Genomic DNA, 21,854 nt, shown 5'->3' with positions numbered 1-21,854 from the left:
ATTCATGCGCGTCGTGTCTGCCTTCGCTGGGAAGCTGCTGGTGGGCGGTGTGCTGGCCTCTGCGGCCATCATCGCCTGTGCGACCTCCTCTCCCAATCCGGGCCCCATCGGCTCCACGGAGGCTCCGCCGCTGCCCCAGGCGTGCAACCCGGACCCCACCTGTCCCGGCTCGACGTGCGCCACCGCCATCACGCCCGCGCTCGCCGTCGTCCCCGCCAACGCGTGTCCGCGCTTCGGTGAGTTCCAGTCCGACGTGGATGTGTATTCGTGGAACACCTTCATCGCGCTCAACTGGCCCGCGAATCCCTCCTCGTGCACGGCCAATACCCAGAGCAGCATCCTCAGCGGCCAGGGGCCCACCGTCTGGGAGACCTACCCGGATGACCTGGACATGTTCGTGCCACCGGGGAGCAAGCCCGGCGCGTGGTGCAGCTTCAACACACCCGCGGCCTTCGAGACGAAGCTGCGTCAGCGCACGAAGCTGCTGGAGACCGGTCGCCTCCAGGCTCTGAACACCGGCGTGCACAAGCTGCTGCTCAGCACCTCCAAGGCCTCGGCCGCCATCGGAGAGAAGCTCCCGGACATCGAGCAGGCCGTCGGGGGTCCGCTGACGGACCAGAACGGGCGCTTCGTGCGCTACGAGAAGCGCCTCAACCAGGACGAGTACAACTACCTCATCACCAACAACCTCTGGAACGCAGCCGGACAGAAGGGCGTCACCATCTCCTTCCCCACCGGCGCCAACCAGAGTCCGGGGCCGTGCAATGGCAAGCCGTGCGGCCCGGTGGGCGCCATGGAGGTGAAGGCATCGTGGAAGGTGCTCTCCGCGGAGGAGATTTCGGGCAAGCGCTTCTTCATGCGTCAGGCCTGGGTCTTCAACGATGACGCCGGAGACCCGAGCCCCGGCGCCAACCCCGTCACCGTGGGCCTGGTCGGCCTGCACATCATCCACAAGACGGACACGCAGCAGACCTGGTTCTGGTCCACCTTCGAGCACGTGGACAACACGACGTCCTCGTTCTTCAACCCGCACTGCACGGGGAACTGCACGCCCAATACCCAGACGGCGAAGGAGCCCTACACGGAGCTCGCGCCCGACGGCGGGCCGCTCAACGCCCCGGTCCAGGTGACGCGCACCACGCCCATCCAGGCAGACCCCGGCCTCAATGCGTACTACCGCGCGCTGCTCAAGGGCTCCGTCTGGGAGAACTACCAGCTCATCAGCACCCAGTGGGCCACCGGAGGCGCGCCGCAGGGTACCCCGCCCGTGCTCGCCAACACCACGATGGAGACCTACATCCAATCCACCGCGAGCTGCCTGGGCTGCCACGGCCAGGCCCCCAAGGCCAGCGGTGACGGCTCCGCGGACTTCAGCTTCCTGTTGATGGAGGCGCAGTAGCGCGCGAGCTCGTCAATCGAGCCCTGGGTCCAGCGCGAAGCCCCCGGACGTGCTTGGATGTCATTCACTTCCAGGAGTTGGAGCCACACATGGGTCTCTCATCGGGTGTCGCGCGTCGTGTCTTCTCAGGGATGAAGTGGGCCTTGCTGCTTGGGGGAGCGGGCTGCGGGGCTCCCCTGGAGCCAGGGGTTGAGGATTCGATGGAGACCCAGTCGCGGCCCCTGACCTATCCCAGTGGCGGGGCGAGGACGGTGGTGTCCCGGCGTGTCGTCTACAAGAATGGCTCGGGCGCCTACCTGGCAGCGGCGGGCTTCGAGCAGTTCCGCGCGGCGGGCGCCCCTGACCTCGTGCTTCACAACATCCGCATCGCGGAGGTGGATGCTCCCGGTACGCGCGAGGCGCTGGTGGTCATGTCAGCGGGGCAGAAGATTTCGAGCAGCGGGCACTCGAGTGGTGTCACGGGGCAGTCGTCCAATTGGGACGCATCCTGTGACAGCGTCTCGTGCCCCAATGTCACGTTGGATGGCCGCTCGCTGGCGATGAAGCTGGACACCCTGGGGTGGTTTCCTCGGGGCAGGACGTACCTGTCCGTGGTCAACGACAACAACTTCGACCACTTGTTCGACAGCGACACGAAGCGGCGAATCGTCAATGGCTTCTCAGGCTGGCTCCAGGCACAGGTCCGTCCGGAGACACGCTCCATCTACCTGGCGGGCAGTTCGCGAGGCGGCTGCCTGATGATGCGGCTGGCCCAGGCGCTTCGCGCGAACGGGGCACTGGATGGAATCGACCTCTACGTGTCGTCGTTCGACGGCGTGTGTCGCAACAGCCAGGGGGAGTTGGGCACCCACGACACCAAGATCGACAATCCCGTGCGGCCCTGGGGCACGTTCTATGGCGCGTGGGCCACGGACCTGAGTGCCCAGTTCCCCCGGCGGCAGCGGCTCCATCTCTTCCAGGTGGTGGGCGGCCAGGAGGTGGCTCCGGCCACGGGCATTCGCGCGTTCTCCGGCTACGCGGGTGCCTCGCCACCCTCGACGGGGACGAATCTTGACTGGGGTTGGTACAAGCAGACGTGGGTGAAGTGGAAGCACAAGGAGATTGGAAATCCATACACCGACCCCAGCGTTTCCGAGCAGGCGCAGGCCGTGGCGGACACCCTCGACGCACACCTGACGTGGCTCGACGCCCGACTCCCCTGAGGCCTTGAGTACGGGAGTCACGCCTCGGCCGGGGCGCGATGCGCGGAACAGGCGATGCACAACTGCGCCGCCCAGTACGTCAGCATCACGACGTAGCTGCCTCCCGTCACCGGCGTCACGAACAGCTTCGCCGCGAGCACCCCGTCGCTGAGGGCGAACAGCAGCGCCCCCGCGAACGCGAACCCCTGCTCCCGTCGCGTCAGTCCAGACGCGCCCAGCAGCGCCGCCGCGCGCCAGGTCATCGTGCAGATGACCACGACATACGCCGTCACCGGCCCGGCCATGGCGCCCAGGTGGGGGCCCAGCACGACGCTGGCCCCCACCGCCAGCACCAGGAACGGCAGCGCCCTCGCCCACCGGAGCTCGCGCGTCGCACAGAGGTACGCGGCCGTGTAGCTCACATGGGCCAGCAGGAACGCCCCCAGCCCCGGCAGGAACAGCGCCTTGCTGGCATCCAGCAGCACGTCCCCCAGCAGCGACAGCCCCAGCCCCGCGAAAATCAATCGCGCATAGCGTCCCCGCGGCGGCCACAGCCACAGCAGCAGGCAGAGCATCGGCAGCGACTTGGTCACCAGGCGGACCTCGACCGGGCCCGTGTCCAGGCACAGGAGGAACCCCGCCGCGCCCAGGACACCCACTCCCGCGAGAATCCTCGTCCCTACCGTCGAAGCACCACGCATGCGGCCACCTTACCCTGGCGGCTCGCGGGGACGACGCCTGTCCCGACCTCAATCCGTGGCGGGCGGCGCGAGTCGCTGCTCCATCCGGTACCACCGGTAACCGTACCCCTCCAGCGTCACGCGGTGGCGTCCCGTCTTGCCGGGCGACGAGTGGTCCTCCGAGAGCAGGTGGACGAGCCGCGCCGGAGGCCCTCCCGGTGAGAAGCTCACCTCGCAGGCCTTGCCGGACAGGTTGTGCAGCGTCACCAGTGTCTCGCCCTTCCAGTCGTACCGCAGCGCGAGCACGTTCTTGTTCCTCACGCTCAACAACCGCCACGCGCCCCACCCCAGCTCCGGACACTCCTTGCGCATGCGCACCATGCGCTCCATCCAATTGAGCAGCGAGCCCGGGTCCCTGCGCTGGTGCTCGACGTTCACCTGCCGGTAGCCGTGGGGCGCCCGCTCCACCACGGGCCGGAAGGGCTCCTCGGCGCGCGTGAAGCCACCGTGCGGCTCGTCGGCCCATTGCATGGGCGTGCGCACGCTCTGGCGCTCATGCAGCGACAGGTCCTCGCCCATGCCCAGCTCGTCGCCATACCAGAGCACCGGCGTCCCCGGCAGCGACAGCATCAGGCTGAACGACACGTCCAGCCGTCGCCTGTCCCCCGCCAGCATGGGCGCGAGCCGCCGCCGCAGGCCGCGCTCGTACAGCTGCATCCTCGGCTCCGGGCCCAGCTCCGCGAAGACGCGCTTGCGAGCCTTCGCGGGCAGGCGCCCCAGGTCCAGCTCGTCATGGTTGCGCAGGAAGTTCGCCCACTGCGCCAGGTGCGGCAGCCTGGGCGCCGAGCGCAGCGACTCCACGAGCGGCGTCGCGTCCTCCGTCACCAGCGACAGGAAGTAGCTCTGGTTCGCGGCGAAGTTGAAGACCATCTGCATCCGGTCTCCCTCCTTGCCGAAGAAGTTCATCACCTCGTCCATGGTGACGTTGGCCTCGGCCAGGAGGATGGCGTCCCCGCTCCTCCACGAGAGGAACTCGCGCATCCTGTCCAGCAGCTCGTACGGGTCCTCGATGCCGTGGCTGCGCAGGCCCTTGAGCTCCACCAGGAAGGGCACCGCGTCCACCCGGAAGCCGGACACGCCCAGCTGCAGCCAGTACCCCATCACCTTGAGCAGCTCCTCGCGCACCGCGGGGTGGGCGATGTTCAGCTCGGGCTGGAAGGGGAAGAAGCGGTGGAAGTACCAGCGCTTCACGCCGGGCGCGTACGTCCACGTGGTGTGCTGCGAGCCCGGGAACACCATGCCCTTGTGCGCATCCTTGGGCTTCTTGTCGGACCACACGTAGAAGTCGTGGAAGCGGCTGTCCCGGTCCTTGCTCGCGGCCTGGAACCAGGGGTGCTGGTCGCTCGTGTGGTTGAGGACCAGGTCGATGATGACGCGCAGGCCGCGCTGCTTCGCCTGGTGGGTGAACTCCACGAAGTCCCCCAGGCTCCCCAGCCTCGGGTCCACGCCGTAGTGGTCCGTGATGTCATACCCGTTGTCGCGATTGGGCGAGGGGTGGAACGGCGTCAACCACAGGCACGTCACGCCCAGGCCCGCCAGGTAGTCGAGCCGGCGTTGGAGCCCGCCGAAGTCGCCCACGCCATCGCCGTTGCCGTCCATGAACGTCTCGACGTCCAGGCAGTAGATGACCGCGTTCTTGTACCAGAGGTCCTGAATCATCCGTCTCCCCTGGGGCGAAGGTGGAGATGCTGGACGAAGGACGCACCCGGGGGCGCGTCATGCGTGCGACAGCGCACAGTCATGGACACGAGGGACTCGCGACGGCACGCGGGCGGCACCAACGTGCGCGCGCATGCTCACGCTCGGTTATCACGCCTCCCATGAGCAGTTTCCTCCCAGTGAGTTGTTGCGCCTGGTGCGCCGGGCCGACGCCGCGGGCTTCACGGCCGCGCTCAACTCGGACCACTTCCACCCCTGGAGCGAATCGCAGGGACACAGCGGCTTCGCGTGGAGCTGGATGGGCGCGGCGCTCGCCACCACGCGGCTGTCCAGTCTGGGCGTGGTGAACGCTCCCGGACAGCGTTATCACCCGGCCCTCATCGCGCAAGCCCTGGGCACGCTCGCGGAGATGTTCCCGGGTCGCGCCTGGGCCGCCCTGGGCAGCGGGCAGTTCGTCAACGAGGGCATCACCGGGGAGCCCTGGCCCCCGAAGGACCTGCGCAACGCGCGCCTGCGCGAGTGCGTGGACATCATGCGCGCGCTCTTCCGCGGGGAGACGGTGACGCACCGGGGCCTGGTCCGGGTGGAGGAGGCGAAGCTCTACTCGCGGCCCCAGCAGGCGCCCCTGCTGGTGGGCGCGGCGATAACGCCTCAGACGGCCGAATGGGTGGGCGGCTGGGCGGACGCGCTCATCACCGTGAGCAAGCCCCCGGACGAGCTGCGGAAGATGGTGGAGTCCTTCCACCGGGGTGGCGGCGAGGGCAAGCCGATGTTCCTCAAGGTGCAGCTCTCCTGGGCGGAGGACGAGCAGGCCGCGCTCCAGGGCGCGATGGAGCAGTGGGCGACGAACATCTTCGCCAGCTCCGTGCTCACGGACCTGCGCTCGCCCGCGCAGTTCCAGGAGCTGGCGCGCACCGTCCAGCCCAAGGACCTGGAGGGACACGTGCGGGTGTCCTCCAGTTTCCAGCGCCACGTCGACTGGCTCGCCGAGGACGTGAAGCTCGGCTTCAGCCACCTGTACCTGCACAACGTCAACCGCGGGCAGGAGCGCTTCATCGGCGCGTTCGCGGAGCACGTGCTCCCAGCCCTGCGCACGGCGCGCTGAAGCCGGGGCCCGCGCACGAGGATGACACGGGTGTCATCCCCGCCACTGTGCGAAGAGGTTGTTCACGACAGGCCTGTCAGCCGCCCCTCGGAATTCGGGGATACTCACGCGAGACGCGGGCTCTCACCAGAGCAGCCGCCAGCCGATGCCCAGGCTGAGGTAGTCCGCCTCCCTGTCCGTCTCGTAGGTGTAGTTGTGGAGGTTCTTGTGGAGCCGGCCCTCCAGGGCGAGCGGCAGCCACGGCGTGGGACGGAACTCCAGCTCCGCGCCCACCGAGTAGCCCAGGTTGCTGACGGTGCCCTTGTTCCAGCCCGCGCCGAAGAGCACCGCGGGCCGGACGCCGCCCAGGTCCACGCCCAGCCGTGCCACGCCTCCGAGCTGGAGGAGCGCCCGGTTCCGCAGGTCATAGTGGTGCTGCGAGCCATCGAAGGTGACGTCCATCCGGGAGCCCGCCCTCGCGTACACGGCGAGCTCCGGACCGATGGAGAAGAAGCGCCCCAGGTGCTTGAGCAGATGCAGCCGGACGCCAGGCCCGCCATGCGTCTCCCCTTCCAGGTCCTTGCCTCGGGCGTAGCCCACGCCCACGCCCAGCTCCGCCCCCGTGAGACGGGTCTCGTCCTGTGCCCAGGCGCCCGTCGACAGCAACAACGCTCCCGCGACCACTGCCTTCATGTCCAAGCCTTCCGCGTGTCCCGGCCCCCCGACGACTGTGCGGTCTTCAAGATCCGGGCCCGACGCGTCCTTCACGAAGTGGGTGGGCGCGGTTCGCGATGACGCGGCTCGACGTCGGCCCACGGAGCAGCCGCGACGACCACGCCGGTGTCCATCCGCCCCGGATGACTCCCGCGCGCCGCGAGGCGAGCCACCGACGTCAGTCCGACTTGGGCGTTCCCTGTGCGCCGCGAGACTCCGGGCCATCGCGACGGGGGACCGGGCGCGTCCCCGTGTGTGCGGACGGGCCATGCGTGCCCGCCTTGTCCGGGGCCATCGAGGGCGACTTCCCTCGTCGTCGGCGACGCCGCCGCTTCGACGCGGTCCCCGGAGGCGCGCCCCCCAGCTCGCGCAGCACCAGGGCACGCGTCCCGCCCTCCAGGCGCAGCTCGCGCGTCAACGCCTGCACCTCGGCGGCACCGCGAGGATGGCGCAGCGCCTCGCCCAGCCGCTCGACCAGGTCGATTCTCAGCGCCACCGGCCCCAGCAGTTCGTAGCCGAAGGCTCGCGCCTCACGCACATTCCATCCGGCCGCGTCGAGCACGGGCTCACGGGGCACCCCGCGCGGCGCGGGCTTCTGGAGGAACAGCGCCGTCAGCATGCACCGGCGCTCCAGCGCCTGCGGAGCGAGCGCGCCGGCCACGTAGACGAAGCGGCGGCCCTCGCGCACGCCCACGGCCTTGAGCCGCTCGCGCGACTCCTCGTCCAGCAGCGCCCACTGCTCGCGCGCCTCGCCCACGGTAATCAGTCCGACACCCTCGGCCAGCCGGTACGCCAGCCCACGCGTCGGCGGCGAGCGCCCCGCCCCGGTGAGCGACTCCGCCGGGAACCCGCCCATCGCCTCCGTGACCAGGTCGCGGGCCAGCGCATGGAGCCGACGCTCGAGTCGCCGCCTCGCGCCGCCCGTCCACACCTCCGGCTCCGCGAGCGCGACCTGCGGCGAGCGCCGGTCCGTGCCGCGCACCAGCCGCCCCAGGGGCTGGCTCTCGAAGGAGATGTTCCCGGACCCATCCACCTCGAAGACCTCGTGCGTCGCGTCCACCACGCGCTGCACGAACTGCTCCTCGGTCATCAGTCCCTCCGCGGAGCCGGTCTCGCCCAACAGCGCGCCGAGCTTCGCGAACGGGTTGTCCGAGCTCGCCGCGGGCGTGGCGGAGGCCCGCACGAAGCGCCGTGCGCTCCTGCGCGCGGCCCGCTGGACGAAGCGCTCCACCAGGCGCTCGTGCAGCGCATCCCCCAGCGCGTCCTCGATGTGCCGCGTGCGCTCCTGCCACTGCTCCGCGTCGCGCAGCCAGCTGGAGCGGTGGCTGATGTACGTCCAGATGCGGATGGCGGCCAGCCGGTCCATCAGCGTGTGGATGTCCCCGGAGACGTCATCGAGCGGCGACACCTGCTTGGCCAGCCACGTCGCGTCCAGCACCCCGTCCCCCGCGGTGAGCTGGAGGAACGTCTCCCGCAACAGGCTGACGTGCTGACCGAACAGCCCCTTGCGGAAGTCGGGGATCTGGCAGACCTGCCACAGCAGCTCCACGCCCGCGCGGTCCGTGACGACGTCGCGGACGGCCGGCAGGTGCGAGAGGTCCTTCAGCGCATCGAAGTCGTCGGCGCGCTCCACCCGGACGAAGGCGTTGTGGCGCGGGGCCCGCGACAGCGAGTCCAACAGCGCCTCGGGGCTCGCGAAGTCGAGCTCCGCGTTGCGCCAGATGAGGCTGCGCACCGCGGGGAAGTGGTGCGTCTCGATGGCGGTGACGACCCGAGGCGGCAGCTCCTCCAGCGTGTTCAGCGTGCCGAACGTCCCGTCGTTCAGATGGCGCCCCGCGCGGCCGGCGATCTGCGCCAGCTCGTCCGGGAACAGCTCCCGCTGCTCGGCGCCGTCGAACTTGGAGAGCGAGGCGAAGGCCACGTGGCCCAGGTCCAGGTTCAGCCCCATGCCGATGGCATCCGTCGCCACCAGGTACTGCACCTCCCCGGACTGGTACATCGCCACCTGGGCGTTGCGCGTCCGGGGCGACAGCGCGCCCAGCACCACGGCCACCCCACCGCGCAGCCGGCGCAGCGCCTCGGCCAGCTCATAGACGCGGTCCGCGGAGAACGCGACCACCGCGGAGCGCGGCGGCAGGCTCTTCAACGAGCGCCGGCCCGCGTAGCGAAGCTGCGACAGGCGCGTGGCCCGCTTGAGCGAGACGTGCGGGATGAGCGACTGCACCATCGGCCGCATCGTCTCCGCGCCCAAAAACCACGTCTCCTTGCGGCCTCGCGCGTGGAGCAGCCGGTCCGTGAAGACATGTCCCCGCTCGCGATGCGCGGCGAGCTGGATTTCGTCCACCGCCAGGAAGTCGACGGCGCGGTCCAACGGCATCGCCTCCACCGTGCAGATCCAGTAGTCGGGGCGCGGCGGCAGGCGCTTCTCCTCGCCCGTCATCAGCGCCACGCGCCCCTCGCCCACCCGGGCGGTCACCCGGTCGTAGACCTCGCGGGCGAGCAGGCGCAGCGGCAGCCCCATCATGCCCGTGTCGTGCTCGAGCATCCGCTCGATGGCCCGGTGGGTCTTTCCAGTGTTCGTGGGCCCCAGCTCCGCCACGACGACGGACGAACGGCCGGATGCGCTGGAGTTCATTGGTAGATGGGTGGCGCGGTACCGGTCAGCGGCCCGTTTCCACCCGCCTCCTTTCAAACCGTACGTGCGGTTTTCCCGCATACGGCTTAACGAGAGTGTTGTCGTGCAGCATGCACGGTTTCGGGTAACGAATCGTCCCACGCAATCGGTGGAGCCCCTGTCCCCAGAACCATTCCCGATTCCACTCGTGAGCCTGTCCGGCTCGCAGGTTCCTTCCCCTGCGCTTCACCATGAACTGGTGCAGCCGCCTGCACACGTAGGAGTCGAGCTGATTGAACTTCCGGGCTGCATTCCCGCTGCGGAAGTAGTTGCCCCACCCTCGCAGCACCGGATTCAGGTCGGCGATGATGACTCGCACGTCCTTCACCCCGTACCGCTGACGACTCGTCAGCTCCTTCACCCGGGCCCTCACCCGCTTCATGCTCCGCGCTGACGGCCATCTGTGCAGGTAGTAGCGCTTGAGGCCACGCTCCTCCAGCAGCTTGCCCGACATGCGTTGATGCAGGTGACAGCCCAGGAAGTCGAAGCCTTCCTTGCCCTCGGTGAGTTCCACTCGCCGCGTCTTCTCCGGATGCAGTCGTAGCTTCAGCCTCTCGAAGATGATTCGCACTCTTCGTTCAGCCTCCTCGACAGCTTCGCGGCTTTTGCACAGCACCACGAAGTCATCCGCGTAGCGCACCAGCTCGCCTACCCGCGCGCACTGCCGCTGCCACACGCTGTCGAAGACGTGCAGGTAGATGTTGGAGAGCAACGGAGAAACCACTCCGCCCTGCGGCGTCCCCGAGACCGTCTCGGAGTACCGGCCCTCTTCTACCACTCCCGCACTCAGCCACTGCCTCAGCAGCTTGAGCACCCTGCGGTCCGACACCCGTCGCTCCACCCGCTCCATCAGCAGCTCATGCTCGATGCTGCCGAAGTAATCGCGGATATCCGCGTCGAGCACGTGGCGACATCCGGCATTGACTACCTCCCGGATGCGCTCCAGGGCCTGCAACGCGCTTCGGCGAGGCCGGAAGCCATACGAGGACGGCAGGAAGTCCGCCTCGAATACCGGCTCCAGCACCAACTTCACCGCCATCTGCACGATGCGGTCCTTCACCGTCGGAATGCCCAGCGGCCTTCGCTTCCCGTCCGCCTTGGGGATGTACCGCCTCAGTACCGCGGGCGGCCTGTACGCTCCTGCTCGCAGCACCTCGCCCAGTTCCTCTACCAGCCGCTGCGCGCCGTACCGCTCCACCGCCGCCAGCGTGACTCCATCCACGCCAGCCGCGCCCTTGTTGCGTCGAACCCGCTCCCACGCTTCCCACAGGACGTCACTCCGGTGGACTCGGTCATACAGCGCATGGAAACGGCGCTCCTTGCACCGCTTGGCTGCCACGAAGAGCTTGCGCTGGAGTCGTCGAACTTTGTCGGTGGACTCTGGTCCACCGGGGAGATTGGAGCCGCCGTGGCGGCTCATGCCCTCGCGCTTACCTCCCACCCAAGCACCACTCAAGCAGGGGCCCTTCCCTCCGGGCGCGTTGTCCTGCACGCCCCTCATCGGTACTACGGCCCCCTCGGACTCCCGCTGCACTCCCCTCGCTTTCGCCTTCGGCTTATACGCGGGGCCCTGCCGCGACGACGGCTGCGCAGTCGGGTCTCTCCTGTTCCCCACCACTCCTTGAACACGTGCCGCGCCCCATACCCCGGGGAGTTCCGCTGCTTCACACCCGGACTCGTCCGCAGCGGACCTGGCCTTCACCGTGACATGCTCGGCTCGGCTCTCCCATTGTGTCTCTGTCGAGGCGGCAGGCTTCACTTCATGTTGCGGCCCGTGCTCTTGCTCCCTCCCTGTCGGAGGCTTTTGACGCCCCGCTGTGGCCTGCCGCCTCTCGGCGACCGGCTGGGGCCTGCTACCGGGCACTCCGGTGTCTACCCGGACGGGACTCTCACCCGCAGGTCTGGTGGAGCATGGACGTGCTCCTCTTTCTCGTCCTTCAGGACGCACCATTGCGGAGAGTCTAACCTCGCGCCCGGCCTCGCGCCCTGCGACGGCTTTCCAACCCATCCTCGGCTGCCTCCTGGGCTGGGCACGCACGCGCGGGCGCGCCGCGTCCTGACCTGGGCCCCCTGGAATGGACGGCCCCGGCAAAGCCCCCTAGGGTCGCGCCCCATGGCGAACCCCGTCCGAGACACGCTCCTGGGCCAGCTCGACATCGCGTGGGCCCTCACCCGCTACCACCTGGAGGGGCTCACCACGGAGGACTGCCTGCGGCGCCCCGCGTCGGTGGGCCTGCACGTGAGCCAGGACGCGCAGGGACACTGGCGCGCCCAATGGCCCGAGCACGAGGGCTATGACCTGGGCCCCGCGAGTGTGGCCTGGCTGACGTGGCACCTGGGCTTCTGGTGGTCCATGGTGCACAACCACTCGTTCGGCGACGGCACCCTGACGCGGGAGGCCGTCGTCTGGCCCGGCTCCGCGGACGCGGTGCGCGCGTGGATTGTCGGCCTGCACGACACGTGGCGCGAGGCCATCACCCGCCTCACCGACGAGGACCTGCGGTCGAGCGCGCGCACGCGCTGGCCGCTCACGGGCAAGCCCTTCGGCGACATCGTCGCCTGGGCCAACGTGGAGCTGATGAAGAACGCGGCGGAGCTGGGCTACGCGCGCTTCGTGCTGGCCGTGCCCCCTACTTGAGCGCCGGCGCGTTCGCGTCCCGCCGCAGCACGAAGAAGTACGGCGACGGCATGCCGCGCGCGTCCATCAGGCCCAGGAGCGTGTTCTCGTCGGCCTGGCGGAACACGTCGAGCGTGGGCCAGTCGTCGTAGATCATCGTCGCGCTGAGCTGGCCCCGGTACTCCACCTTGCGCAGGCGCGCCTTGAACTTCGACGTCTCCACGTCGGCGCGATGCGGCCCCACGGGGCCACGAATCGTCGGGGACGGCCACTTCCGCGGGTCCACCGGGAACACCGCCGCGCGGTCCTCCGTGTAGAACAGCAGCGGGTGCACGCTCTCGGCGTCCAGGAACTGCTTGCCGTACCAGCCCGTGGCGCCCAGCATCCCGTCCATAGGGTGTCCGGTGCGCAGCTCACTGCCCTTCCACGTGCCCACCAGGGACTCAAGCTCCACCGGCCCCAGACTGTCGAACAGCGCGAGCGCCTCCGCCTGGCTCAGCGTCCCCGCCTTCACCACCTCGTCGAAGCTCATCGTGCCGCTCCTGTGTGCATGCGCAGCACGGGCTTGATGGCCGTGCGCGACTCCATGTCATGGACCGCGTCGTTGATGGCCTCGAAGTCGTACGAGCGGCTGAGCTTCTCGATGGGGAAGCGCCCCTCCGCGTGCAGCGACACCAGGCGGGGGATGAAGCGCTTCGGGTCGGCGTCGCCCTCGAGCATCCCCACCAGCCGCTTGCCGAACAGCAGCGCCGTCATCGGGATGGAGACCTGTGCGTCCGCGCCCGGCAGGCCGAGCAACCCGCACGTCCCCAAGGGGCGCGTCACGTCGAACGCCTGTCGCAGCACCTTCGGCGAGCCGACGCACTCCAGCGCGAAGTCCACCCCGCCCCGCGTCTTCTTGAGCACCGTGCGCGTCAGCTCCGGCTCGTCCGCGAGGAAGGTGTCGGTGGCGCCCAGCTCCCGCGCCAGCTCCAGCCGCCGGGCGTCCAGGTCCACCGCGAAGATGCTCGCCGCGCCCGCCACGCGCGCCGCCATCACTGCCGCCAGCCCCACCGCGCCCACGCCGAAGACGGCCAGCCGCTGTCCGGGCTGCAGCCGGAACGACTCCAGCACCGCGCCCGCGCCCGTCTGGAAGCCGCAGCCCAGGGGCGCCAGCAGCTCCAGCGGCGCACCTCTCGCCACCTTCACCGCGTTGTGCTGGTGCGCCAGCACGTGCGTGGCGAAGGACGACTGGTGGAAGAAGCCCGAGCGGATGGGCTCGCCGCGCCAGCGCATCGGGTACGTGCCGTCCGGCCGCGCCCCCGAGAAGTTCCCCGCGTAGCCCTGCTCACAGTACGCGGGCTGTCCGTGCGCGCAGGTGCCGCACGCGCGGCAGGAGTAGTAGCTGAGCACCACCGCGTCCCCAGGCTCGAAGCCCGCGACGCCCTCACCCACCGACTCCACCACCCCCGCGCCCTCGTGGCCCAGCACCGCGGGGAACGCGAAGCGCCCCTGCCCCGCCCGGTAGCTCAAGTCCGTGTGACAGATGCCACTGGCGTGCACCCGGACCCGGAGCTCCCCCTGGCGGGGCGCGTCCAGCTCCACCTCCTCCAGGACGAAGGGCGCATTCACTTCCCGCAGCACCGCGGCACGGACCGGAAGCGTCATGCCCTGGATTATTGGCAGACCGCCAACAAAAGCACCAGGGCTCCGAGTCCGGGTCAGAACGCGTCGCCGGGTCCCAGCTTGAGCAGGAAGGTGTCGGTGGCGTCGGGGACGAGGGAGCCCGTCCCGAAGTCCTCGGTGTGGGAGAAGTGGCCGAACAGCAGCGTGCTGCCGTTCCCCTCGCCGGAGGGCACGGCGCTCACCACCTGCTCGGAGAAGAGGTTGGACGGACCTCCGGAGCGAAGGAAGAAGCGGTTCCACAACTCGCGGCCCTCCAGGTTGAAGCGGCGCGCGAACAGCTGCGGGTTCTGCGCGGGGTCGCTCGCGCCCGGCGCGGGGTGCGGGAAGTCGCGCGACAGGCCGCTCGCCACCACGCGTCCGGCGGGCTCCACGGCGATGACGACCTTCTCCGAGCGGCCCAGGCTCCTCACCCAGCGCGGTGTGCCCGCGGCCTCCGCCACCAGGAGGAAGGCGAGCCTGTCGCGCAGCGTCTGCGAGCCCCAGCGCAGCTCGCCGGCCTCCATGCTCCCCGATGCGACCAGCGTGCCCTTCGCGGTGGTGCCGATGCTCGTCACCCAGCCGTTGGCGCGGGGAAAGGCGTTGAACCAGGTCAGCTGTCCCTCCCGGGAGAACGTGGCCAGGAAGGGAGACTGGCCCAGGGCGGTGAAGGTCCCCTTCGCCGTGCGGACCGTGCCGAAGAATGAGCCGCCCAGCGCCACACCGCCGTCGGGCAGCACCGCGAGGCTCACCGCCTCCGCGCGGTAGTTGCCGCACTCCGGCTCGGAGACACGCTGACGCCACACGACGGTGCCCGAGGCGCTGATGCGATAGAGCGCGTTCTCCGTCGGAGCGCACCGCAGCGCCTCCGAGTACGGATGGGAGGCGCGCACGCTCACGTAGGCGCCATCGTCCCGGCTGGCCACGAGCGCGAGTCCCACCTCGTTGAGCCCCTGCAGCGGCAGGGACCACTCCCCGCGCCCCTCCGGGTTGAAGCGGGACAGGGCAAGGCCGCTGAGCGGCTGGCTCGGCGTGTCCATCGACACGGTGCCATGGCGGACCTCCGTCATCAGATAGAGCCGGCCCGTGGACGACACGCTCATGGCGACCGTCCCCGAGACATCCATCGGAGATTCGCCGTCAAAAGGATGCAGCGCGAAAGAGCGCGTCCACACGCGGGCGCCATCGGGCGTGTAGCGCTTCAGCTCGAGCTGGGACGAGGCGCCGTCAGCGCGCCCGAACGAGGTCGACGAGCCCTGGATGGAGGCCGTGTAGATGGACGCCCCATCCCAGGTGGTGCCGACGCTCGCGGCCATGTCGTGGAGGGGTTGGCGCTCATGGTTCAGCCAGAGTGTCTTGCCGGGCTGCGGCGCGGTGCCACCGTCCTCGGGCGGGACGGTGCCGCCATCCGACTCACCGGGAGCGCCGCCACCGTCGGGAGCACCTCCACCGTCCGGAGTCCCCGCGTCTGGTACGCCCGCATCCGGAGTGCCCGCGTCGGGAGGGACTCCCGGAGCCGGCTCGCAGGAGGCGGTGGCCTCACAAGAGGCCACGGGAGGCGATGAATCATCTCCATCACAGCCGGCCATCCCCAGACACAACACGAGCCATGCGCCCAAGCCACGCCAGTCAGCCACGGTGTCTCCCTCCCGAAACACACCCGGGCGACAGGTTGGGCACGGCGCACGGGGCCGCCAAGACACGAGGCTCCAGCCTGCCTCCCTCCTCTCCATGCGTGCGGCGCGGAGGCCCCGCCGAAGCGCTCGTTCACTCCGGAACACGGCGCACGCGAGCGCGGCCGTCACCCGTTGGGGCGCGAGTGCTTCCGGATGTGCTCCCACGCCTCGATGATGCGGCGCGTCTCCTCCTGCGCCAGCGCCTGGAGCTTCGGTCCGAGCTGCGCCACCTTGTCGGGGTGGTACTGGGCGACGAGCGCGAGATAGGCGCGCTTCACGTCCGCCAGCGGCGCGCCTCGGACGACGCCTAGCACCTCCCACGGTGACGGAGGTGGAGCCTGGGGCCGCGGCGCGGGCTCCTCCTTGGCGGCCTCCTCCTCGTCGTCCTCGGGAGGCGCGTCCTCCTCCGCCTCGGAGGGCTCGGGGTCGGGCTCCTCGGGCGCGCGCGCGTCGGCCACGGGCTCGGCGCCCTCGCCACAGCTCGAGCACAACAGCCGCTCCCGCGACTCACCTCCGGACGCGGTGACGACGACGTCGCAGCACTCACCGCACACCACGTGCTGACACTGCTCGCAGCGCGCGGCGGAGGCGGCTTCGTCCAGGCCCACGCCACACCGGGGACACGCGTCGGGGAGCGGAGCCTCCTCACCGCACCGCACGCAGAACGCCCAGCCCCGGTCCACCTGGACCTCGCAGGCCTCGCACTCCAGCGCCCCGGGATGCTCCCAGTGCTTCTCCTCGCCGCACCACGGACAGAACGGCATCAGCCACGCGAGCTTCCCCGCGCAGTCCTCCGCGTCGCAGTCGAAGTCGAGCCGGTATCCGCGGGCGACGGACTGGGGGACGTTCTGCTCATCGAACGACTCCCCGCAGTTCCAGCAGCAGTTGAAGAACCGATGTGACGGCGCGCCGCAGGCCTCGCACGCGGGGTTGCCGTGCTCGCTCTTCCAGACCACCTCGTCGCCACAGGTGGGGCAGAAACCCATGCAGGCCTTCACCTCGGCATGCGTACAGGTCTCCCGAGCGGCGCGGCGCGCGCGCTCACGTTGCCCGCGAGGGGCGGCGAAAGAAGGTGTGCGCCCCGCCTCCACCAGCGCCTCCCACAGGCACGAGCGGCACACCCGCCCCTTCACCTTCCTGGACCCCGCCTCGGAGGCGCCCGCGCGCTTCTGGAACACCGCCGCCGCGAGCGACTCGACGCTCAGGCACGACTGGCAGACGGCGTCGCCACACGCCTCGCAGTGGCCCGCGAGGCGCCGGCTCCCGAAGCCCAGCAGACCTGGCGTCAGCGTCTCCAGGCAGCACGGACAGGCTCGCATGCACTTCCTTCGCCGGGTGGGGCCGCCAGAGCGAATCCCCGAGGTGGAGCCCTCCGGCATGCCCGACTCCCACCCGGAGGTCCAGAAACCCACCGCACGTCACGATTCGGTGTCATCCACCGGGCCGGAGTCGCGCGCTGGTGACACTTTTCTTGTCATCACAAAATTTCATCTGTCTCACGGATTGCCTGCTACCCGAGGGCCTGGGTAAGGGAGCACCTCCCTCGCTGTCCCCACGGGTGTCCTCGATGCGTCGTCTCGGCTCAGCCCTTCTCTCCATGAGTCTGCTGGTTGGCTGTGGTCCCACCGAATCCGCTCCGCCGGCCGAGCCCTCCGCGCCGGCCGACACGGTCCAGAACGAGCAGGCGCCGCTCACCACGACGGACGTCGACGTGGCGCCGGAGTGTGAAGGCATCCTGCAGTTCGCGAACACGGCGAGCTTCTTCAAGCTGGACCGGTATCTGCCCAGCGACGCGGCCAACAACATCATCGCGGCTCGCACGGTGGCGCCCTTCACGACGCTGGCGCGGCTCTCCGGTGTCTCGGAGATGGGCCCGGTGCGGCTGAAGCAGCTGGAGCACGGCGCGCGCGCCGAGGAGTACATCGACCAGAGCTGCCTGGGCATCTACGACGAGCTGGCGCTGTCGCAGTCGGACGCCGCGGCCATCGTCACGCTGGTGAACACGGCGAGCACGAACACGCTCTACGCCGTGCTGCCGTACGCGTGGAACGGGGCGACGAGCCTCATCAACCTGCGTCCGTTCACGAGCGTGCTGGGCATCTCCGACGCGTTCGGCATCGGCGCGGTGAGCCTGCGCAACCTGCGCAACGCGGCCACCATCGGCTACTCGCTGGACATGCTGGTGTCCGCGGTGAACGCGCTGCCGGAGGACGAGTGGGAGGTGAAGATGAGCACGGGGTTCAACATCGAGACCATCCTGGACGGGGCCTACGGCACGGACCGGCTCGCCTCGGCGGACTGCTTCGGCATCGACCTGACGGGCCGCTCGGGACAGTTCGAGGACCGGGGCTACCTGGCGGACGCCACCGAGGTGCGCAACTACGTCCACAGCGCGGTGAGCACGGCGAACCGGTACAACGCGATTGACGCCGACATCGTCACGGACGGCAAGGCGGACCTGGCCGCGCGCACCGCGGGCCGCACGTTCAAGGGCTGCCACATGCACTACGAGAACGGCCCGTGGGCGGGCGTGCAGGTGCACTTCTTCGTCGACACCGCGTCGGACTTCCGCATCCTGACGGTCCAGCACTGGGTGGAGTGATTCACGGCTGAGATGCACCCACGGCGGCGACTTCCCACGCGGAGGTCGCCGCCGTTTCGTTTGGGAGGTTGCTAGACCTCCGTGAACTTCACCCCCGTGGCATTGACGTGCTCCAGCGCGAGCTTGAGGTCCTCCGAGACGATGAGGGCGCCCGTCCAGCCCTCGGGTCTGAACACCCTGGCGGTTCCCACCTTCGACTTGTCGATGCGCAGGTCTCTCACGGAAGCGTAGTGCCCCACCTTCTCGGGCACTCCGTCCTCGTGGGTCCAAAGCCGGATGCGGGAAGCATGCTCGTCGATGCAACGGATGAGACGGGTGGCGACCAGCAGCAGGTACTGGTCTGCGTGCCCCTGGATATCCACGGGGATGAGCTGAACGTCTGCTGGGGCCAGCTCCGCGAAGAGCTCGGCGACCCTGACCTGGACGACCGGGATGCGCAGCCCTGCCTCCGTGAAGTCCAAGGGCGTTCCTGGTGCTTCGACAGGGATTCCCAGGCGCCCCTCGACCTGGACCGGGGTGCCCTGCCGGAACCGGTCCGGCGCATGCACCTCTCGGCCCATGCCATCAACGGGCGTATCCAGGTGCCACCGTCCTGGGACCTGGACATCGTCGTGCAATTCGCAGAAGCGCTGCCCCATGGTCGAGAACCTACGGCGCCGTTCCTCGCGTGACGAGCATCTTCAGCTCCGTGCCGCGCATCGTGACTTCCCGGGCCAGTCGTCTGATTCACGCCTCGGGTGACTAACAGCCCTTAAAGCACACCCTTTACCTGTTCCGGCCACCAGCAGTCTGCCGTGTCTGCCTGCTCTCCCGAGGGGGCTCTACACCATGTGAGGGAGAGCCACGAGACTGGAGTAATTTCATTCTGTCCGCAAGCGCACTCGCGCGCCAACTGGGTCTCCGTTGCCGCCGCGAAGCAAAGCGAAAGTTGGAGTGCCGGCGTGTCACTCGGGAAAGTTGGCGAAAGTAGAACCTCCGAACGCTGGCGAGGGTGCGGCGTCATAGTCCTCCCAGTTCTCGAACCATACGCGCAGCTCCTCCTCGTCGAACCGTGCCACCTTCACGCGGCCGATGACGCGGCTTTTGTGACGCCCGTAAGCCATTCTCTGCACGTAGACCCACTGGTTGCTGCCGTCCAATGCACGCTGGCACTGGGTCAAGATCTTCGGGTTCGTCGTGATGAATAGGAGCTGCTCCATCGTCGAGTTCCAGCGGTTTTCGTACCGCTGATTGTCATCCGGATGTGCCACCAGTACCACCAGTCGATTCGGCATGTCATTTCCTCCATCCGCTCCATTCAGGGCAGTGAGGCCCGGCGCGGCCGGGGGCCATGCCAGAATATAGCATGCACGATCTTGCGCGATTGCTGTGTGCTGGGTGTCGAGGGCAAGGCACCGGCCGCCCAGACAAGTGAGTCTGCGCCGGGTGGAGAGTGCCCTCCGGCTCCATCTGGACGCACTCTAACTGCCGGATGCTGACGGTCGGATGGATGCATTTTTGTTCGAGCAAGAAAGCCGAAGGTATAGATTCAGCACCGATGATCCACGGACGGGTTCCTCAGAACTGGCTATCGGTCTCTGGCGCCTCACGAGGACCACGCGCTTGATGGGGCTATTGTCGCCTGCACAGGAGTTTCGAATGCCGTGCCTAATCTGCAGAGATTCCAAAACTATCAAAGCCCACCTCATCCCCAAGGCCTTCGCGCGTGAGGTCCAGGTCGGGAAGGCGCATGCCGTTGTTCGCGACTCCGGAGAGTATGCGGACACCCAGTCCGGCATCTGGGATAGGGACATCCTATGCCGTGACTGCGACAACACGATCGGAAAGTGGGAAGGAGGCGCAAAGCAATCTCTCGATGCTCTCCGGGCCGACGCCGCTGGAAAGCCGGAGGGTATACATCGGCTTGCTGGCACCCGGGGTGACGACATCATCCGCTTTCTTGCCGCTCTCCTGTGGAAGTACGCATCAACCAAGCCCGCCCTGGGGCGCATCCAGTTGGGGCCGTACAGAGCGATACTGGAGGACATCTCCTTCCGAGGCACGCCGATCCACTCAAGCGTGAACGCAGTCGGATTCCGGCTCCGGCGAGAGCAGGGCGATGATGGGGTCTTTGCGTACCGAGCACCTCAGTTCGATAGGAAAAGCGGGATCAACATGGTGCGATTGATGGTCGGCGGTGTTGTCTTCTTCGTGAAGCTGGATCAGAGAGTTCCAAGTGACGCCATATTTCGAGAAGGCGGAATGGCTGGACAGACCGACCTGCCGTACTGGCTGGCTCCCGCCCCCATGTTCGAGGAATTCACGCGGGGACGCGACCTCGCGAACCGAGGGGAACTCTCTCTTTTTCTAGACCGCCAAGCAGGGCTCGAGCCGTCGAAATAGAGCGCAGACTTCCGTTAGAGACTGTTCATGACTGGCAGCGACTTCGCGAGCAGTTCGAACAGCGGAGCGGCCCTCGCATCATGGGCTGGCGCTTCCGCGCCAACCCAGACGGTTACCTCCGAGCCACCTCGCGAAGGAAGTAGGTGGAGTATGCCCGAGCACGGGGCTGTCCACCCGCAGCAGCATGCATACTCGGCGGGTGGACAGCGCCGCGCTCGTCCCTCGGAAACGCGTCGCACAAGGCCCAGAAAGTGCGGCCTGTCGTAGAGCGGATGCGAGAGCTGGCGCCGGGGTATCCGAGGTACACCTACCATCGCATCCGCATTTTCCTGGGGCTAAGTAGGTCGCCAGAAGTTCTCTAACAAATCGCGTAGCCAGAAGCCCTCGGCGAGGCAGCCGGCCTTGCGGAGGGCGTCCCGTGCAGAAAGGCCCAGCACCCATCGGATGGCGGCGCCGACGTGCTGCTCGACCGTGGGGTACTGACGGTTGGCGGAAACGCGTTGCTTCAGGGAGCGCCACAAGTGGTCCATGCAGTTGAGTTCTGAGCGCTGCTTGGGCAACAGCAGCAGGTGGATTCCGAGGCGAGCGGCGAGCTGCTGGGACTTCTGGGCCGTGTGACAGCTGGCGCGGTCCAACACCAGCAGCAGAGGGCGACCGGGGTAGGCGGCACGCAGGGCGCGCAGAAAATCCATGAAGTCTTCGCGTCTGGCGCGCTGGGTTGCCAGCAGCACGCGCTTGCCGGTGCGAGGGTTGATGGCGCCCCACAGTGTGCGCTTGGCGTTCTCGCCTGTAATCGGCACCACGGCCTGCTCTCCCCTGGGGGCCCAGGCGGCGCGCAGCGGCGGAAACCACCGCAGCACCGTGCTGTCCATGACGAGCAGCACGGCCCGGGGGAACAGGCGTTTGAGCCGTTTCAGACGGCGGACAAGGCCCCCTTTTTCTGCCCTGGATGGGGCGCCGCCGTGGCGTACACGTACCGTGGCCGCTTCCACGCCAGGCCCGCCTCGTGCAGCCGGCGGCGCAGTGTACGGGGCGACACCTCGATGCCCTGTCGCTTCAGGTGCGTGCACAGCAGCGGCACCGTCCAGCCGTGGCTCGCCCAGGACTGCTTCTCTGGGCTGCCTCGGACGACTTCGCGCAGGCGCTCGGCCGTCAGGCGCGGCGCATTCCTCGGCCGCCCCTGCCGCGGGGCATCTCGCAGCGCTTCGGGGTCACGCTGCGCCAGATAGCGCTCCAGCCAGAAGTAGACGGCTGGCCGACTCAGGGCTGCCAGATGCGCAGCCTCGCCCGGGCCTTTGCCCTCTGCGAGGAGTCTCACTGCCAGTAGTCGACGGAAGTGGCGGGCGTCGCGCACGCTTCGCAGCGCATGCTCCAGCTTCCGCCTGTCCTCTGCTGTCAGCCCCAGTTCGGCAGGGCTCCTTGCCGGTCGCATGGTCCAGAAAATGCGCATGCGACCGGCATTTGTCTCGGAACTTCCGGCGACCT

19 protein-coding genes are annotated in these 21,854 nt (G+C 68.6%); 6 read left to right on the top strand and 13 right to left on the bottom strand.

Translation table 11 applies throughout. The features are described from left to right. Positions 1 to 4: 4 nt before the first annotated feature. Both AC6JA9_RS13515 and AC6JA9_RS13510 read left to right on the top strand, forming a co-directional pair. Complete coding sequence (locus tag AC6JA9_RS13515; protein ID WP_223785017.1) at positions 5 to 1,399, top strand: hypothetical protein; 1,395 nt, start codon at positions 5 to 7, stop codon at positions 1,397 to 1,399. A gap of 200 nt (positions 1,400 to 1,599) precedes the next feature. Further along, positions 1,600 to 2,601, top strand: coding sequence for a hypothetical protein (locus tag AC6JA9_RS13510; protein WP_497959875.1), 1,002 nt, complete (start codon positions 1,600 to 1,602; stop codon positions 2,599 to 2,601). A 17-nt stretch (positions 2,602 to 2,618) separates the two neighbouring features. On the opposite strand, the gene AC6JA9_RS13505 is transcribed toward AC6JA9_RS13510, so the two are convergent. Next, on the bottom strand, positions 2,619 to 3,281 hold the full coding sequence (locus AC6JA9_RS13505; RefSeq protein WP_497959873.1) for a lysoplasmalogenase: 663 nt from the start codon (positions 3,279 to 3,281) through the stop codon (positions 2,619 to 2,621). Between the two features lie 48 nt (positions 3,282 to 3,329). Further along, positions 3,330 to 4,979 carry an alpha-amylase family protein gene (locus AC6JA9_RS13500; protein WP_483577487.1) on the bottom strand — a complete coding sequence of 550 codons (1,650 nt, stop codon included), beginning with the start codon at positions 4,977 to 4,979 and terminating at the stop codon, positions 3,330 to 3,332. Positions 4,980 to 5,112: 133 nt separating this feature from the next. On the opposite strand from AC6JA9_RS13500, the gene AC6JA9_RS13495 reads away from it, so the two are divergent. Beyond that, positions 5,113 to 6,084, top strand: a complete 972-nt coding sequence (locus tag AC6JA9_RS13495; RefSeq protein ID WP_497959871.1) for a TIGR03885 family FMN-dependent LLM class oxidoreductase — start codon at positions 5,113 to 5,115, stop codon at positions 6,082 to 6,084. A gap of 123 nt (positions 6,085 to 6,207) precedes the next feature. On the opposite strand, the gene AC6JA9_RS13490 is transcribed toward AC6JA9_RS13495, so the two are convergent. From AC6JA9_RS13490 to ltrA, 3 genes are all read right to left on the bottom strand, one after another. Beyond that, complete coding sequence (locus AC6JA9_RS13490; RefSeq protein WP_497959869.1) at positions 6,208 to 6,756, bottom strand: outer membrane beta-barrel protein; 549 nt, start codon at positions 6,754 to 6,756, stop codon at positions 6,208 to 6,210. A 199-nt stretch (positions 6,757 to 6,955) separates the two neighbouring features. After that, complete coding sequence (locus AC6JA9_RS13485; RefSeq protein ID WP_497959868.1) at positions 6,956 to 9,412, bottom strand: helicase-related protein; 2,457 nt, start codon at positions 9,410 to 9,412, stop codon at positions 6,956 to 6,958. A gap of 25 nt (positions 9,413 to 9,437) precedes the next feature. Continuing rightward, positions 9,438 to 10,871, bottom strand: a complete 1,434-nt coding sequence (ltrA, locus tag AC6JA9_RS13480; protein WP_408888341.1) for a group II intron reverse transcriptase/maturase — start codon at positions 10,869 to 10,871, stop codon at positions 9,438 to 9,440. A gap of 693 nt (positions 10,872 to 11,564) precedes the next feature. Here ltrA and AC6JA9_RS13475 point away from each other — a divergent pair. Next, positions 11,565 to 12,089, top strand: coding sequence for a DinB family protein (locus tag AC6JA9_RS13475; protein WP_408891074.1), 525 nt, complete (start codon positions 11,565 to 11,567; stop codon positions 12,087 to 12,089). Here the strand turns inward: AC6JA9_RS13475 and AC6JA9_RS13470 are convergent. The 4 genes from AC6JA9_RS13470 to AC6JA9_RS13455 all read right to left on the bottom strand — a co-directional run bounded on the left by AC6JA9_RS13470 (position 12,082) and on the right by AC6JA9_RS13455 (position 16,704). After that, on the bottom strand, positions 12,082 to 12,600 hold the full coding sequence (locus tag AC6JA9_RS13470) for a DUF4334 domain-containing protein (RefSeq protein WP_223748961.1): 519 nt from the start codon (positions 12,598 to 12,600) through the stop codon (positions 12,082 to 12,084). The genes AC6JA9_RS13475 and AC6JA9_RS13470 overlap by 8 nt on opposite strands. Further along, positions 12,597 to 13,715, bottom strand: coding sequence for an NAD(P)-dependent alcohol dehydrogenase (locus AC6JA9_RS13465; protein WP_223748960.1), 1,119 nt, complete (start codon positions 13,713 to 13,715; stop codon positions 12,597 to 12,599). Before AC6JA9_RS13465 ends, AC6JA9_RS13470 begins: the two co-directional genes overlap by 4 nt. 53 nt (positions 13,716 to 13,768) lie before the next feature. After that, positions 13,769 to 15,346, bottom strand: a complete 1,578-nt coding sequence (locus AC6JA9_RS13460; RefSeq protein ID WP_483577485.1) for a hypothetical protein — start codon at positions 15,344 to 15,346, stop codon at positions 13,769 to 13,771. Between the two features lie 164 nt (positions 15,347 to 15,510). Next, positions 15,511 to 16,704, bottom strand: coding sequence for a J domain-containing protein (locus AC6JA9_RS13455; protein ID WP_473571395.1), 1,194 nt, complete (start codon positions 16,702 to 16,704; stop codon positions 15,511 to 15,513). 278 nt (positions 16,705 to 16,982) lie between these two features. On the opposite strand from AC6JA9_RS13455, the gene AC6JA9_RS13450 reads away from it, so the two are divergent. Further along, entirely contained in the window at positions 16,983 to 17,987 is a 1,005-nt protein-coding gene (locus AC6JA9_RS13450) for a hypothetical protein (protein WP_223748957.1), read from the top strand. A gap of 71 nt (positions 17,988 to 18,058) precedes the next feature. On the opposite strand, the gene AC6JA9_RS13445 is transcribed toward AC6JA9_RS13450, so the two are convergent. Together AC6JA9_RS13445 and AC6JA9_RS13440 are read right to left on the bottom strand one after the other, a co-directional pair. Next, a complete protein-coding gene (locus AC6JA9_RS13445) occupies positions 18,059 to 18,625 on the bottom strand; it encodes an imm11 family protein (RefSeq protein ID WP_223785008.1) in 567 nt (188 codons plus the stop codon). A 306-nt stretch (positions 18,626 to 18,931) separates the two neighbouring features. Then, positions 18,932 to 19,261, bottom strand: a complete 330-nt coding sequence (locus AC6JA9_RS13440) for a hypothetical protein (RefSeq protein ID WP_497959865.1) — start codon at positions 19,259 to 19,261, stop codon at positions 18,932 to 18,934. A 364-nt stretch (positions 19,262 to 19,625) separates the two neighbouring features. On the opposite strand from AC6JA9_RS13440, the gene AC6JA9_RS13435 reads away from it, so the two are divergent. Then, positions 19,626 to 20,369: a hypothetical protein gene (locus AC6JA9_RS13435; RefSeq protein ID WP_223785309.1), complete on the top strand. Its 744-nt coding sequence runs from the start codon at positions 19,626 to 19,628 to the stop codon at positions 20,367 to 20,369. A 335-nt stretch (positions 20,370 to 20,704) separates the two neighbouring features. Here AC6JA9_RS13435 and AC6JA9_RS13430 read toward each other — a convergent pair whose 3' ends face one another. Then, positions 20,705 to 21,253, bottom strand: coding sequence for an IS630 family transposase (locus tag AC6JA9_RS13430; protein ID WP_408891716.1), 549 nt, complete (start codon positions 21,251 to 21,253; stop codon positions 20,705 to 20,707). A 29-nt stretch (positions 21,254 to 21,282) separates the two neighbouring features. Continuing rightward, entirely contained in the window at positions 21,283 to 21,801 is a 519-nt protein-coding gene (locus AC6JA9_RS13425) for a helix-turn-helix domain-containing protein (protein WP_408891715.1), read from the bottom strand. Between the last annotated feature and the right edge of the window lie 53 nt (positions 21,802 to 21,854).

It is taken from the genome of Myxococcus sp. MH1 (assembly GCF_059738865.1).
The sequence above is the reverse complement of the archived record's forward strand: the minus strand, read 5'-3'. Positions and strand labels throughout refer to the sequence as shown.